Below are 14,213 nucleotides of genomic sequence, written 5' to 3'. Positions count from 1 at the left end.
GCGATTACTGTAGGAGCTGTCGAGTGCAACGAGGCTGCGATCGTTTGATCTTAGCGCTTCTGGGTCAGTGCACGACGCTCGAACTCAACGATGCGCTGACGGTAATGCTCGATCGTCTGGGCGGTCAGCACGCTGCGCTGGTCGTCCTTCAGTTCGCCGTTCAGCTCTTGCGACAGCTTGCGCGCTGCGGCAACCATCACGTCGAAGGCTTGCTTCGGATGACGCGGGCCTGGCAGACCGAGGAAGAAGCTCACCGCCGGGGTGCTGAAGTGGTCGATGTCGTCCAGGTCGAAAACACCCGGTTTGACCGCGTTGGCCATGGAGAACAGGACTTCACCATTGCCCGCCATGCTTTCGTGACGGTGGAAAATGTCCATCTCACCAAAGCGCAGACCGCTCTCCAGAATGTTCTGCAACAACGCCGGGCCTTTGAAGCCGGCCGCGTCGCGGCAGATCACACTGATCACCAGAACTTCTTCGGCCTGCGGCTGGTCCTTGTCGTTGACCGCTGGCGAAGGCTTGGCATCGTCGTCGAAATCGCCGTCGCGGCTGCTGAAGCTCGGGCCGCCGTCCAGATCCAGGCTGAGGTTCATGTCGCCTTGGGAAGGTTCGCCATGGCCACGCTTGCCACGCTTGCCCGACTCACGAGGCTCGCGTGCCGGCATGCTCACCGACGGCAGATCATGCTCGTCCAGTTGCGGCTCTTTATGCGTATCCAACACGCGAGGCGGGCCCAACAGCTCGGCGCTGGTGTCCTCGTCCGGCAGGTTGGACAGACTTCGATCAAGACGGAATTTCAGTTTTCCCTTGCCGCCGCGCATCCGGCGCCAGCCATCAAAAAGAATACCGGCAATGACAATAATGCCGATGACGATCAGCCACTCGCGCAGACCGATTTCCATGTAATCCCGTGCCTCTATAAAAAATGCTGAAAAATAAGGGGTTTACAACCTGTAAACCGCTTTAAAACGTGGCGCCAACTCTATGTTCTGACAGGCGTTTTGCCCACGTATACGAAAAATTGACATTAAACTAGCACGACCAAAGGCAACTTTACACCGTCTACCGCCCGGCTTACGCGAATATGTCGATTGGCCAGCAAGTCGAAGCAAGTAAAAAAGTCCTACGGACTACAAATACCTCCCCTACAAGTGCCGAATCAGGCATCCACCATCGCCATCGCCTCTTCGACATCCACCGCCACCAGACGCGAACAGCCGGGCTCGTGCATCGTCACCCCCATCAGTTGATCGGCCATTTCCATGGCGATCTTGTTGTGGGTGATGTAGATGAACTGCACCGTCTGCGACATCTCCTTGACCAGTCGTGCATAGCGTCCAACGTTAGCGTCATCCAAGGGTGCGTCAACTTCATCGAGCATGCAGAACGGCGCCGGGTTCAACTTGAAGATCGCAAAAACCAGTGCCAATGCGGTCAGGGCTTTTTCGCCACCGGAGAGCAAATGGATGGTGCTGTTCTTCTTTCCTGGCGGCTGCGCCATGATCGTCACCCCTGTATCGAGTAGATCTTCGCCCGTCAGTTCCAAATAGGCGCGGCCTCCACCGAAAACTTTTGGGAAAAGCGCCTGTAAACCGCCATTGATCTGATCAAAGGTATCTTTGAAACGGTTACGAGTTTCCTTGTCGATCTTGCGAATCACGTTTTCCAGCGTCTCCAGTGCTTCCACCAGATCGTCGTTTTGCGCATCCAGATAACGTTTACGCTCGGATTGTTGCTGGTATTCGTCGATGGCCGCGAGGTTGATCGCGCCGAGGCGCGCAATCCGTGCGGCAATGCGCTCAAGTTCCTCCTCGGCGGCTTTTTCGCTGGCCTCGGCGGTCAGTGTGGCGAGCACGCCGTGCAGATCGTAGCCGTCTTCCAGCAACTGATCCTGCAAGGCTTTGCGGCGCACGGTCAGGGCTTGCCATTCCATGCGTTGCTGTTCAAGTTGACCGCGGATCAGCTGCGATTGCTGCTCAGCCTGATTACGGCGTTTCTCGGCATCGCGCAGTTCACGGTCGGCGTCTTCCAGGGCGATCTGCGCGGTCTTGAGTTCTTCGTCGACGGTCATGCGTTTGTCGAGCAGCTCTTCAAGTTTCAAGCGCAGTTCTTCCAGCGGCGCCTCGCCCTCTTCCAGGTTGAGGCTCAGCTGCTCGCGCTTTTCGGTCAGGCGTTCGGACTGCATTTCCAGACGCTCCAGCGCCTGACGCGTCGAATCGTGCTGCGCTTTGAGCGAGCCCAAACGTACCGCCAGTTGATGGGCGTGATCCTTGTGCTGCCGCGCTTCCTGACGCACCCGGTCAAGGCGCTCGCGCAGGCTGTCGCGCTGGGCCAGCAGCAACTCACGTTGCTCGGTATCCAGCGCCATGCTGTCGAGAGCTTCCTGCAATTGCAGGCGCGCTTCGCCGATGCTTTCGTGTTCCAGAGTGCGCTGTTCGTCCAGCTCGGTGAGCTCTTCGTCGAGACGAGTGCGGCGCAGGGTCAACTGTTCGGCCTTGGCTTTACCGGCCGACAACTGGGCTTTCAATTCACCTTGCTGGCGGGCTTCGTCTTGCAGCAAACGACGTAAATGCTCGCGGCCGTTTTCCTGCTGACGCTGTTGCGCGCGCAGGTTTTGCAATTGGCTTTCCAGGGTTTCGACGGCGGCTTCACGCTCTTCGCGCTCAAGGCTCAGTTGCTGGATTTCCTGACCCCGGGCCAGCACGCCGCTTTCCGCTTCACTGGCCCGTCGCACCCGCAGGAAATGCCGGCCGACCCAGTAACCGTCGCGGCTGATCAAGCTCTGACCGACAGCCAGTTGATTGCGCAGGGCCAGCGCCTGTTCGAGGCTTTCCACCGGTTTGACCTGGCCCAGCCAGGGCGACAGATCGATCTGCGCCTCGACCTTGTCGAGCAGGCTGCCGGGCACTCGCACACCATCGCCAGAGGGGCTGAGCAAACGCAAATCGCCTTGGGCAAATCCGGCCAGATCGAAATCATTGAAGTCATCCACCAGCACCGCTTGCAGATCGGCGCCGAGTACGGTTTCCACCGCCAGCTCCCAACCGGCCTCTACCTTCAGGCCTTCGGCCAGACGCGGGCGATTCGCCAGGTTTTGTTCGCGTAACCATTCGGCGGTGCCGGTGCCCGGATCGAGCGCGGCTTGCTGCAGGGCTTCCAGCGAGGCCAGACGCCCATTGAGTCGCTGCAAATCGCCTTGGGCCTGTTGCTGCGCCGTCAGCGTCTGCTGCAATTGCTGGCGCAGTTGCTCAAGCTTTTCAACTTGAGCTTCTTCACTGGTCTGCAAGTCTTCGAGGGTCGCCTCGGACTCAGCGAGCTGCTCGCTGAGTTCCATGATCGCCGCGTCTTCCGGGTCTGCCGAGAGCAAGGCCCGCTCTTCGCCGAGACGCTTCTGACGATCGGCCAGGCGCTCCATGCTGGTTTCCAGCTGCTGAATCCGCGACTGCTGCACTTCAGCCTGACGGCGCGGCTCGGCGGCAGTGAGGTTGAAGGTGTCCCACTGCTCCTGCCAGCCGTGCATGGTGGTTTCGGATTCTTCCAGCGCGGCGGCGGCTTCTTCGGCGGCAGCGCTGGTGACCTCCTGCTCCGGCGTGAGCATGTCCAGCTCTTCGCCGAGGGTCAGCAGCAATGTGCGGTCGTGGCCCAGGTGCGATTCGGTTTCCAGGCGCGCACGCTCGGCTTCTTTCAAATCGTCCTGCAACTGACGCAAGCGCTGCTGGCCGTGCTGGATGCTCTGCTCGACCCGGGCGATGTCGCCGCCGACCGAATAGAAGCGCCCCTGCACCAGATTGAAGCGCTCGGACAGATCATGGTGCCCGTCGCGCAGGCGTTCGATGCTGGCATCGGCGTTGCGCTGCTCGGCCACCAAGGCTTCGAAACTGATTTCCTGGGTGCCGATGATCGCTTCGCGTTGACCGACCTGATCGTTCAGGTCCTGCCAACGTAGCGCCGACAACTGGGCCTTGAGCTGACGCTCTTCGCCCTTGTATTCCTGATACTTCTTGGCGGCCTCGGCCTGGCGGTGCAAGCGTTCGAGTTGACGCTCAAGCTCTTCGCGCAGGTCAGTCAGGCGTTCCAGGTTTTCGTGGGTGCGGCGGATGCGGTTTTCGGTCTCGCGCCGACGCTCCTTGTACTTGGAGATGCCCGCCGCTTCTTCGATGAAGTTGCGCAGGTCTTCCGGTTTGGACTCGATCAGCTTGGAGATCATCCCCTGCTCGATGATCGAGTAGCTGCGCGGGCCGAGACCGGTGCCGAGGAAGATGTCGGTGATATCGCGGCGACGGCATTTGGTGCCGTTGAGGTAATAAGTGGTCTGGCTGTCGCGGGTGACTTTGCGGCGAATGGAAATTTCCGCATAAGCGGCGAATTCACCGAGCAAGGTGCCGTCGGAGTTATCGAAGACCAGCTCGATACTCGCCTGGCTCACCGGTTTGCGGCTGGTCGAACCGTTGAAGATGACGTCGGTCATCGACTCGCCGCGCAGGTTCTTGGCCGAGCTCTCGCCCATCACCCAGCGTACGGCGTCGATGATGTTCGACTTGCCGCAACCATTGGGCCCGACCACCGCCGCCATGTTGCTGGGGAAGTTCACCGTGGTCGGATCGACGAAGGACTTGAACCCCGCCAGCTTGATGCACTTGAGCCGCAAGATCAGGCGTCCGTCAGGGCGGAGATCACCAGATCGCAGCTGCGCTGGCCATAGGCGGTCAGCACTTCGCGAATCTGTGGAAAGTCACGGGCAATTACGGCGGCGAGCAGGCGCTCGAACAGTTCCAGGTACTCGCTCATCGAGGCCTTGCGCTGGTCCAGGGCAAGGAAATAGGCACGGCTCATGGCCGGCTGCAGATTCTCGACGGTTTCCTGCAAATACGGATTGTTGGCGAACCCATACGTGGCGCGCATCACGCTGAAACTGTCGTCGACGAAGGTATGGATGTCCTGGCGCTCGTAGCTGGCGGTCAGGCGCTGCTGAATCTGCACGAACGGCGCCAGGTCGGCCTGGACTTTCCAGCCAGTGGCCACGGCGTTGGCGAGCAGGATGTACATCTCGCTCATCAGCGTGCACAGGCTCTGCACCTTGTGCGGGGTGAGTTCCGTCACATGGGCCCCACGTCGCGGCAGGATCGCGATCAGGTGGCGACGCTCAAGGATCAGCAAAGCCTCGCGGACCGAACCGCGGCTGACGTCGAGCGCCTGCGTGACCTTCTGTTCCTGGATGCGCTCCCCGGGCTTCATTTCGCCGCGAATGATGCGTTCGGCGAGGTGGTGAGCGATTTGCTCGGCGAGGCTGTCCGGCGCCTTGAACGTCATGGTTGTCCTTCAAACTCTTCGATCTGCACAAGCGGCGCAGTGTAGCGCAATTGATACGTCATGGCGCAGAGCCCTACCGGGGGTTTTGGCACGATTCAAGCAAAAAGCAGGCAAGCCCGCGAGGGTCAATAATGAAGAAACATGTTGTTAGTCGACAAATTGCATTTTCCTGACCTTTAAGTCAGAAAATCATTGACCGAAAAGTCAGACCTGCTAAATTCGGTCACATCGGTTAACAACAATAATGAGTCTGCGAGGCCTTCCGTGATCCAGTTTTTACTAAACCAGGAACTCCGTAGCGAGCACGCCCTGGACCCGAACCTGACCGTGCTCAATTATCTGCGCGACCATGTGGGCAAACCCGGCACCAAAGAAGGCTGCGCCAGCGGTGACTGTGGCGCGTGCACCGTGGTGGTTGGCGAATTGCAGACCGATGATGATGGTCGCGAACACATTCGCTATCGCAGCCTCAACTCGTGCCTGACGTTCGTTTCGTCGCTGCACGGCAAACAGCTCATCAGCGTTGAAGACCTCAAGCACAAAGGCGAACTGCACAGCGTGCAGAAAGCCATGGTCGAGTGCCACGGCTCGCAGTGCGGCTTCTGCACTCCCGGTTTCGTGATGTCGCTGTTTGCCCTGCAAAAGAACAGCGATGCACCGGATCATGCCAAGGCTCACGAAGCGCTGGCCGGCAACCTCTGCCGCTGCACCGGCTACCGCCCGATCCTGGAAGCCGCCGAGCAGTCCTGCTGCGGCAAAAAACCGGATCAGTTCGATGCCCGTGAAGCCGAAACCATCGCGCGCCTCAAAGCCATCGCGCCTACCGACATCGGGGAACTGAACAGCGGCGACAAGCGCTGCCTGGTGCCGCTGACCGTGGCCGATCTGGCCGATCTCTACGACGCTTATCCACAAGCCCGCCTGCTGGCCGGCGGTACGGACCTGGCGCTGGAAGTCACTCAGTTCCACCGTACCCTGCCGGTGATGATCTACGTCGGCAACGTCGCCGAGATGAAGCGCATCGAGCGCTTTGACGATCGCCTGGAAATCGGCGCCGCCACGTCCCTTTCCGATTGCTACGAGGCCTTGAACGCCGAGTACCCGGACTTCGGTGAATTGCTGCACCGCTTCGCCTCCTTGCAGATCCGCAACCAGGGCACCCTGGGCGGCAACATCGGCAACGCCTCGCCAATCGGTGACTCGCCTCCGCTGCTGATCGCCCTCGGCGCGCAAATCGTCCTGTGCAAGGGCGAAACCCGCCGCACCATGGCGCTGGAAGACTACTTCATCGATTACCGCGTGACCGCGCGTCAGGAAAGCGAGTTCATCGAAAAGATCATCGTGCCGCGTGCCAGCGTTGAACAATTGTTCCGCGCCTACAAAGTTTCCAAGCGTCTGGACGATGATATTTCTGCGGTGTGCGCCGCCTTCAACATCCGCCTCGACAATGGCGTGATCGCCGATGCCCGCGTGGCCTTCGGCGGCATGGCGGCCATTCCAAAACGCGCCAACAGCTGCGAAACCGCGCTGATCGGTGCGCCGTTCAACCACGCCACGATTGAACGCGCCTGCGCCGCTTTGGCTGAAGATTTCACGCCGCTCTCGGACTTCCGCGCCAGCAAGGAATATCGCCTGCTCAGCGCGCAGAACCTGCTGCGCAAATACTTCATCGAACTGCAAACACCGCACATCGAGACTCGGGTGACCGCTTATGTCTAATCATCACGCCGTAGAGAAGACCCAGGCCGAACTGGCTGAACTGTTCGCCAAGGACCTGACCACCGGTGTCGGCCGCAGCGTCAAGCACGACAGCGCCGCCAAGCATGTGTCCGGCGAAGCGCAGTACATCGATGATCGCCTGGAGTTTCCGAACCAGCTGCACGTTTATGCGCGTCTTTCGGACCGCGCCCACGCGAAAATCATCAGCATCGACACCTCGCCCTGCTACGCCTTTGAAGGCGTGCGCATCGCCATCACCCACGAAGACGTGCCAGGCCTGAAAGACATCGGTCCGTTGCTGCCGGGCGATCCGCTGCTGGCCATCGACACCGTGGAATTTGTCGGTCAACCAGTGATCGCCGTCGCGGCGAAAGACCTGGAAACCGCACGCAAGGCAGCCATGGCCGCGATCATCGAATACGAAGATCTGGAGCCGGTGCTGGACGTGGTCGAAGCCCTGCGCAAGCGCCACTTCGTGCTCGACAGTCACACCCATCAACGTGGCGATTCGGCCACGGCGCTGGCGACTGCCGAACATCGCATCCAGGGCACCCTGCACATCGGCGGCCAGGAACACTTCTACCTCGAAACCCAGATCTCTTCGGTGATGCCGACCGAAGACGGCGGCATGATCGTCTACTGCTCCACGCAGAATCCCACCGAAGTGCAGAAGCTGGTGGCCGAAGTGCTGGACGTGTCGATGAACAAGATCGTCGTCGACATGCGCCGCATGGGCGGAGGTTTCGGTGGCAAGGAAACCCAGGCAGCGAGCCCGGCCTGTTTGTGCGCGGTGATCGCGCACCTCACCGGCCAGCCGACCAAGATGCGCCTGCCCCGCGTTGAAGACATGCTGATGACCGGCAAGCGTCACCCGTTCTACGTCGAGTACGACGTGGGCTTTGACAGCACCGGTCGTCTGCACGGCATCAACCTGGAATTGGCCGGCAACTGCGGTTGCTCGCCGGACCTGTCGGCCTCGATTGTCGACCGCGCGATGTTCCACTCGGACAACTCGTATTACCTGGGCGACGCGACTATCAACGGTCACCGCTGCAAGACCAACACCGCGTCGAACACCGCCTACCGTGGTTTCGGTGGCCCGCAAGGCATGGTCGCCATCGAAGAAGTGATGGACGCCATCTCGCGCCATCTGGCCCTCGACCCGCTCACGGTGCGCAAGGCCAACTACTACGGCAAGACCGAGCGCAACGTCACCCATTACTACCAGACCGTCGAGCACAACATGCTCGAAGAGATGACCGCCGAACTGGAAGAAAGCAGCCAGTACGCCGAGCGCCGCGAAGCGATTCGTCGCTACAACGCCAACAGCCCGATCCTGAAAAAAGGCCTGGCGCTGACCCCGGTAAAATTCGGCATTTCCTTCACAGCGAGTTTCCTCAATCAGGCCGGTGCGCTGGTGCACGTCTACACCGACGGCAGCATCCACTTGAACCACGGCGGCACCGAAATGGGCCAGGGCCTGAACACCAAAGTCGCGCAGGTCGTGGCCGAAGTGTTCCAGGTGGAAATGGACCGCGTGCAGATCACCGCGACCAACACAGACAAGGTGCCGAACACCTCGCCGACCGCCGCGTCCAGCGGCGCCGACTTGAACGGCAAGGCGGCGCAGAACGCGGCGGAAATCATCAAGAAACGCCTCGTCGAATTTGCTGCGCGTCAGTACAAAGTCACCGAAGAAGACGTCGAATTCCATAACGGCCATGTGCGGGTTCGCGATCACATCCTGACTTTCGAAGCACTTATTCAGCAGGCGTATTTCGCTCAGGTGTCGCTGTCGAGCACCGGGTTCTACAAGACCCCGAAAATCTACTACGACCGTAGCCAGGCCCGTGGCCGTCCGTTCTACTACTTCGCCTTTGGCGCGGCGTGCTGCGAAGTGCTGGTCGATACCCTGACCGGCGAATACAAGATGCTGCGCACCGACATCCTTCATGACGTCGGCGCCTCGCTGAACCCGGCCATCGACATCGGCCAGGTCGAGGGCGGTTTCATCCAGGGCATGGGTTGGCTGACCATGGAAGAACTGGTGTGGAACAACAAAGGCAAGCTGATGACCAACGGCCCGGCCAGCTACAAGATCCCGGCCGTGGCCGACATGCCGCTGGACCTGCGGGTGAAGCTGGTGGAAAACCGCAAGAACCCGGAAGACACGGTGTTCCATTCCAAGGCCGTGGGCGAACCGCCGTTCATGCTCGGCATCGCCGCGTGGTGTGCGATCAAGGACGCCGTGGCCAGTCTCGGTGACTACAAGCATCAACCGAAAATCGACGCACCGGCGACGCCGGAGCGGGTGTTGTGGGGTTGTGAGCAGATGCGCCAGTTGAAGGTGGCGAAAGCTGTCGAAACCGAAGTCGAGTTGGCTTCGCTCTAAAGACCGAGGCGCGGCCATCGCTGGCAAGCCAGCTCCCACAGTGGTTTGTGGTGTCCACAGAGTTTGGATCAACTCAAATCCTGTGGGAGCTGGCTTGCCAGCGATGAGGCCCGAACTGACAACAGAGATGTTGAGGTGTTTATGTACAACTGGATCGACGCCCTCGCCGACCTGCAAAACCAGGGTGAGCCCTGCGTGTTGGTGACTATCATCGAAGAGCTCGGCTCGACGCCGCGCAATGCCGGTTCGAAGATGGTCATCAGTGCTCGCCAGACTTTCGACACCATCGGTGGCGGACACCTGGAATACAAGGCCATGCAGATCGCCCGCGACATGCTCGCCAGCGGCAAGCAGGACACGCATCTGGAGCGCTTCAGCCTCGGCGCCAGCCTCGGCCAGTGCTGCGGCGGCGCGACCGTTTTGCTGTTCGAACCGATGGGTCAGGTGCAAGCGCAGATCGCCGTGTTCGGCGCCGGTCACGTCGGCCGCGCGCTGGTGCCATTGCTCGCTGGCCTGCCCTGCCGGGTGCGCTGGATCGACTCGCGGGAAGAAGAGTTTCCCGAGCAGATCCCCCACGGCGTGCGCAAAATCGTTTCCGAAGAGCCTGTGGATGAAATCGATGATCTGCCGGTCGGCAGCTATTGCATCGTGATGACTCACAACCACCAACTCGACCTCGAACTCACCGCCGCGATCCTCAAGCGCAACGACTTCGCCTACTTCGGCCTGATCGGCTCGAAGACCAAACGGGTGAAGTTCGAACATCGCCTGCGCGATCGCGGTTTCGACAGCAGCGTCGTGCAACGCATGCGCTGCCCGATGGGCATCGGCGAAGTCAAAGGCAAGTTGCCTGTGGAAATCGCCATCTCCATCGCCGGCGAAATCATCGCCACCTATAACGCGAATTTCGGCCAGCAAACTTCCAGCGCCGGATCGATTGCCAAACTGCTGCCTGCCTCACGCCGCAGCCAAGCCTCTAACTGAGAATTCTCATGCCTCTGACTCGCAAAGCCTACCGCGCCGCCATCCTGCACAGCATCGCCGACCCTGCCGAAGTGGGTATCGAAGCCTCGTACGAGTATTTCGAAGACGGTTTGCTGGTGGTCGATAACGGCAAAATCAGCGCCCTTGGCCACGCCAGCGAATTGCTGCCGACCCTGCCCGCAGACATTGAAATTACCCATTATCAGGACGCGCTGATCACCCCCGGCTTCATCGACACCCATATCCACTTGCCACAAACCGGCATGGTCGGTGCCTACGGCGAGCAACTGCTGGACTGGCTCAACACCTACACCTTCCCGTGCGAAAGTCAGTTCGCCGATAAGGCCCACGCCGACGAAGTCGCAGACATTTTCATCAAGGAACTGCTGCGCAACGGCACCACCACTGCGCTGGTGTTCGGCAGCGTGCATCCGCAATCGGTGAACTCGTTCTTCGAAGCCGCCGAGCAGCTCGACCTGCGCATGATCGCCGGCAAGGTGATGATGGACCGCAACGCCCCCGACTACCTGACCGACACCGCCGAATCCAGCTACGTCGAAAGCAAGGCGCTGATCGAACGCTGGCACGGCAAGGGCCGCTTGCACTATGCGGTGACCCCGCGTTTTGCGCCGACCAGCACCCCGGAACAATTGACTCTCGCCGGCCAGTTGCTGACTGAATACCCGGATCTGTACATGCAGACCCACATCAGCGAAAACCTCAAGGAAATCGAGTGGGTCAAGGAGCTGTTCCCGGAGCGCAAGGGCTACCTGGACGTCTACGATCACTACCAGTTGCTCGGCGAGCGCTCGGTGTTCGCCCACGGCGTGCACCTGTGCGACGACGAGTGCGCGCGCCTGGCGGAAACCGGTTCGGCCATCTCCTTCTGCCCGACCTCGAACTTCTTCCTCGGCAGCGGCCTGTTCAACCTGCCGATGGCCGAGAAGCACAAGCTCAATGTCGGCATCGGCACCGACGTCGGTGGCGGCACCAGTTTCTCGCTGCTGCAAACCCTTAACGAAGCCTACAAGGTGATGCAACTGCAAGGTGCGCGCTTGAGTCCGTTCAAGTCGCTGTACCTGGCGACCCTCGGCGGCGCGCGGGCGCTGCGTCTTGAGGACAAGATCGGTAACCTGCAACCGGGCACCGACGCCGACTTCCTGGTGCTGGACTACAACGCCACGCCGCTGCTGAGCTATCGCCTGAAACAGGCCAACAACATCGCTGAGTCGTTGTTTGTGTTGATGACGCTGGGGGATGACCGGACCGTGCAGCAGACGTATGCGGCGGGGAATCTGGTGCATCAGCGCTGAGTTTTCTTCGGGCATAAAAAATCCCCCGCACTTTTCAGTCCGGGGGATTTTTATTGCCTGCCAGAAAGATCAAAAGATCGCAGCCTGCGGCAGCTCCTACAGGGAGCGCATTCCTCTGTAGGAGCTGCGATCCTTCAGAGCTTGGCCGGCGAGCGCCCTGGCTTCTTGGTCTGCAACAAATGCGAGAACACCGCATGCAGATCATCCGACGCACTTTCTTCGTCGAGGTTGAGTTTGCTGTCGATGTGATCCATGTGATGCATCATCAGGTTCACCGCCAGTTCACCGTCACGCTTTTCGATGGCGTCGATCAACTGGGTGTGCTCGTCGTAGGAGCAGTGGGAACGGTTGCCGCTTTCGTACTGGGCGATGATCAGCGACGTCTGGGATACGAGGCTGCGCTGGAAGCTGATCAGCGGCGCGTTTTTCGCCGCTTCGGCCAGTTTCAGGTGGAATTCGCCCGACAGACGGATGCCGGCGCCGCGATCGCCACGGGAGAAGCTGTCGCGTTCGTCGTTGACCATCTGGCGCAATTCGGCGATCTGCTCGGCGGTCGCGTGTAGCACGGCCAGTTCGGTGATCGCGCGCTCCACCAGACGGCGGGCCATGAACACCTGACGGGCTTCTTCCACGCTCGGGCTGGCGACCACGGCGCCGCGATTCGGACGCAGCAACACCACGCCTTCATGGGCCAGGCGCGACAACGCGCGGCGAATGATGGTGCGGCTGACCCCAAAAATTTCCCCCAGCGCTTCTTCGCTCAACTTGGTGCCGGGCGCCAGACGCTGTTCGAGGATGGCCTCGAAGATATGCGCGTAGACAATATCGTCCTGGGTACCGCTACGGCCGGCTTTGCCTGCTCGCGGTTGTTTCTTTAGGGGCTGCAACTGTTCGTTCATGGGCACTCGAGTCGGGAGAACTGCGGCGAATTGACCGTGACTGTAATACGGCACAGTGGGTCGCTGGCAAGTATCGCGTAAAAAACACTGCGATTGTACACAATGGTTAGTGGCAACACGACTGTATGGCTGTTTGTCGCTTCTGCTGTATAGCAACGTTCGGTTACTTTTGAGTTTAGGCTTTAACGCAGTATCCGTGGGATTGGCACGACCTCTTGTAGGAGCCGAGCTTGCTCGCGATAGCGGTTTGACATTCAACATTCATGTCGACTGATTCTCCGCCATCGCGAGCAAGCCGGCTCCTACAGTTTCAGTGTTGCGGCGGACATTTTCATACGTATCAAGGAACAGCGCTGTCATGAACGACGCCACGCAAACCCGCCTGCGCCCATGGGCCGACACTTCACCTTCGGCCATTGTCGCCGGCTTCATAGCCATGATGACCGGCTACACCAGTTCCCTGGTCCTGATGTTTCAGGCCGGACAAGCGGCGGGCCTGACCAGCGGGCAGATTTCCTCGTGGATCTGGGCGATTTCCATCGGCATGGCGGTGTGCTCGATCGGCCTGTCGCTGCGCTATCGCACGCCGATCACCATTGCCTGGTCGACTCCGGGCGCGGCGCTGCTGATCACCAGCCTGGGCGGCGTCAGTTACGGCGAAGCCATCGGCGCCTATATTACCTGCGCGGTGCTGGTGACTATTTGCGGGCTGACCGGCAGTTTCGAGCGACTGGTGAAAAAGATCCCGGCGTCCTTGGCGGCGGCATTGCTGGCGGGGATTCTGTTCAAGATCGGCAGCGAAATCTTCGTCGCCGCCCAGCACCGCACCGCGCTGGTGCTGGGCATGTTCTTCACTTACCTGGTAATCAAGCGCCTGTCTCCGCGCTATGCGGTATTGGGCGCGTTGTTGATCGGCACGGCGCTGTCGGGGCTCATGGGGTTGCTGGACTTCAGCGGTTTCCATCTGGAAGTCGCGACGCCGGTCTGGACCACCCCGCACTTTTCCCTGGCCGCAACAATCAGCATCGGCATCCCGCTGTTCGTGGTGGCGATGACTTCGCAAAACATGCCGGGCATCGCCGTGCTACGCGCCGACGGCTACAGCGTGCCGGCCTCGCCGCTGATCACCACCACCGGCATCGCCTCTTTGCTGCTGGCGCCGTTCGGCTCCCACGGGATCAACCTGGCCGCCATCAGCGCGGCGATCTGCACCGGGCCGCATGCCCATGAAGATCGCAGCAAACGCTACACGGCGGCGGTGTGGTGCGGGATTTTCTACGGGATCGCCGGGGTGTTCGGCGCAACGTTGGCGGCGCTGTTTGCCGCGTTGCCCAAGGAACTGGTGCTGTCGATTGCCGCACTGGCGCTGTTCGGCTCGATCATCAATGGCCTGAGCATTGCCATGAGTGAAGTGAAGGAACGTGAAGCGGCGCTGATCACCTTCATGGTCACGGCATCGGGGCTGACGCTGTTTTCCATCGGTTCGGCGTTCTGGGGGATTGTGGCGGGGGTGGTGACTTTGCTGATTTTGAACTGGCGTAAAAGCTGAAAGATCGCAGCCTCGTTGCACTCGACAGCTCCTACAGGAGATCGCAT

Annotated in this window: 9 protein-coding genes; 5 read left to right on the top strand and 4 right to left on the bottom strand. The window is 60.3% G+C overall.

The genetic code is table 11. The features are described 5' to 3' along the window. Positions 1-50: 50 nt before the first annotated feature. From zipA to ACW9JC_RS23215, 3 genes are all read right to left on the bottom strand, one after another. A complete protein-coding gene (zipA, locus tag ACW9JC_RS23225; protein WP_338585591.1) occupies positions 51-902 on the bottom strand; it encodes a cell division protein ZipA in 852 nt (283 codons plus the stop codon). 257 nt (positions 903-1,159) lie between these two features. Further along, positions 1,160-4,648, bottom strand: a complete 3,489-nt coding sequence (smc, locus tag ACW9JC_RS23220) for a chromosome segregation protein SMC (protein WP_457457874.1) — start codon at positions 4,646-4,648, stop codon at positions 1,160-1,162. Between the two features lie 2 nt (positions 4,649-4,650). Then, on the bottom strand, positions 4,651-5,310 hold the full coding sequence (locus tag ACW9JC_RS23215) for a GntR family transcriptional regulator (protein ID WP_416128856.1): 660 nt from the start codon (positions 5,308-5,310) through the stop codon (positions 4,651-4,653). 264 nt (positions 5,311-5,574) lie between these two features. Between ACW9JC_RS23215 and xdhA the strand changes: the two genes are divergently transcribed. The 4 genes from xdhA to guaD all read left to right on the top strand — a co-directional run bounded on the left by xdhA (position 5,575) and on the right by guaD (position 11,718). Then, positions 5,575-7,029 (top strand): xanthine dehydrogenase small subunit, encoded by a 1,455-nt coding sequence (xdhA, locus tag ACW9JC_RS23210; protein ID WP_457457872.1) that lies wholly within the window; start codon positions 5,575-5,577, stop codon positions 7,027-7,029. After that, a complete protein-coding gene (xdhB, locus tag ACW9JC_RS23205) occupies positions 7,022-9,421 on the top strand; it encodes a xanthine dehydrogenase molybdopterin binding subunit (RefSeq protein ID WP_457457870.1) in 2,400 nt (799 codons plus the stop codon). The genes xdhA and xdhB overlap by 8 nt, the downstream gene beginning before the upstream one ends. A gap of 141 nt (positions 9,422-9,562) precedes the next feature. Then, positions 9,563-10,405: a xanthine dehydrogenase accessory protein XdhC gene (xdhC, locus tag ACW9JC_RS23200; protein WP_457457868.1), complete on the top strand. Its 843-nt coding sequence runs from the start codon at positions 9,563-9,565 to the stop codon at positions 10,403-10,405. 8 nt (positions 10,406-10,413) lie between these two features. Then, a complete protein-coding gene (gene guaD, locus ACW9JC_RS23195; protein ID WP_448106943.1) occupies positions 10,414-11,718 on the top strand; it encodes a guanine deaminase in 1,305 nt (434 codons plus the stop codon). A gap of 134 nt (positions 11,719-11,852) precedes the next feature. On the opposite strand, the gene ACW9JC_RS23190 is transcribed toward guaD, so the two are convergent. After that, positions 11,853-12,617, bottom strand: a complete 765-nt coding sequence (locus ACW9JC_RS23190; RefSeq protein WP_338585584.1) for a GntR family transcriptional regulator — start codon at positions 12,615-12,617, stop codon at positions 11,853-11,855. Between the two features lie 358 nt (positions 12,618-12,975). Between ACW9JC_RS23190 and ACW9JC_RS23185 the strand changes: the two genes are divergently transcribed. Next, positions 12,976-14,166 carry a benzoate/H(+) symporter BenE family transporter gene (locus ACW9JC_RS23185; RefSeq protein WP_338585583.1) on the top strand — a complete coding sequence of 397 codons (1,191 nt, stop codon included), beginning with the start codon at positions 12,976-12,978 and terminating at the stop codon, positions 14,164-14,166. The last annotated feature ends 47 nt before the right edge of the window (positions 14,167-14,213 follow it).

Source organism: Pseudomonas sp. SDO5591_S426 (assembly GCF_054070755.1).
This window is presented reverse-complemented; position numbering and strand designations above follow the sequence as displayed.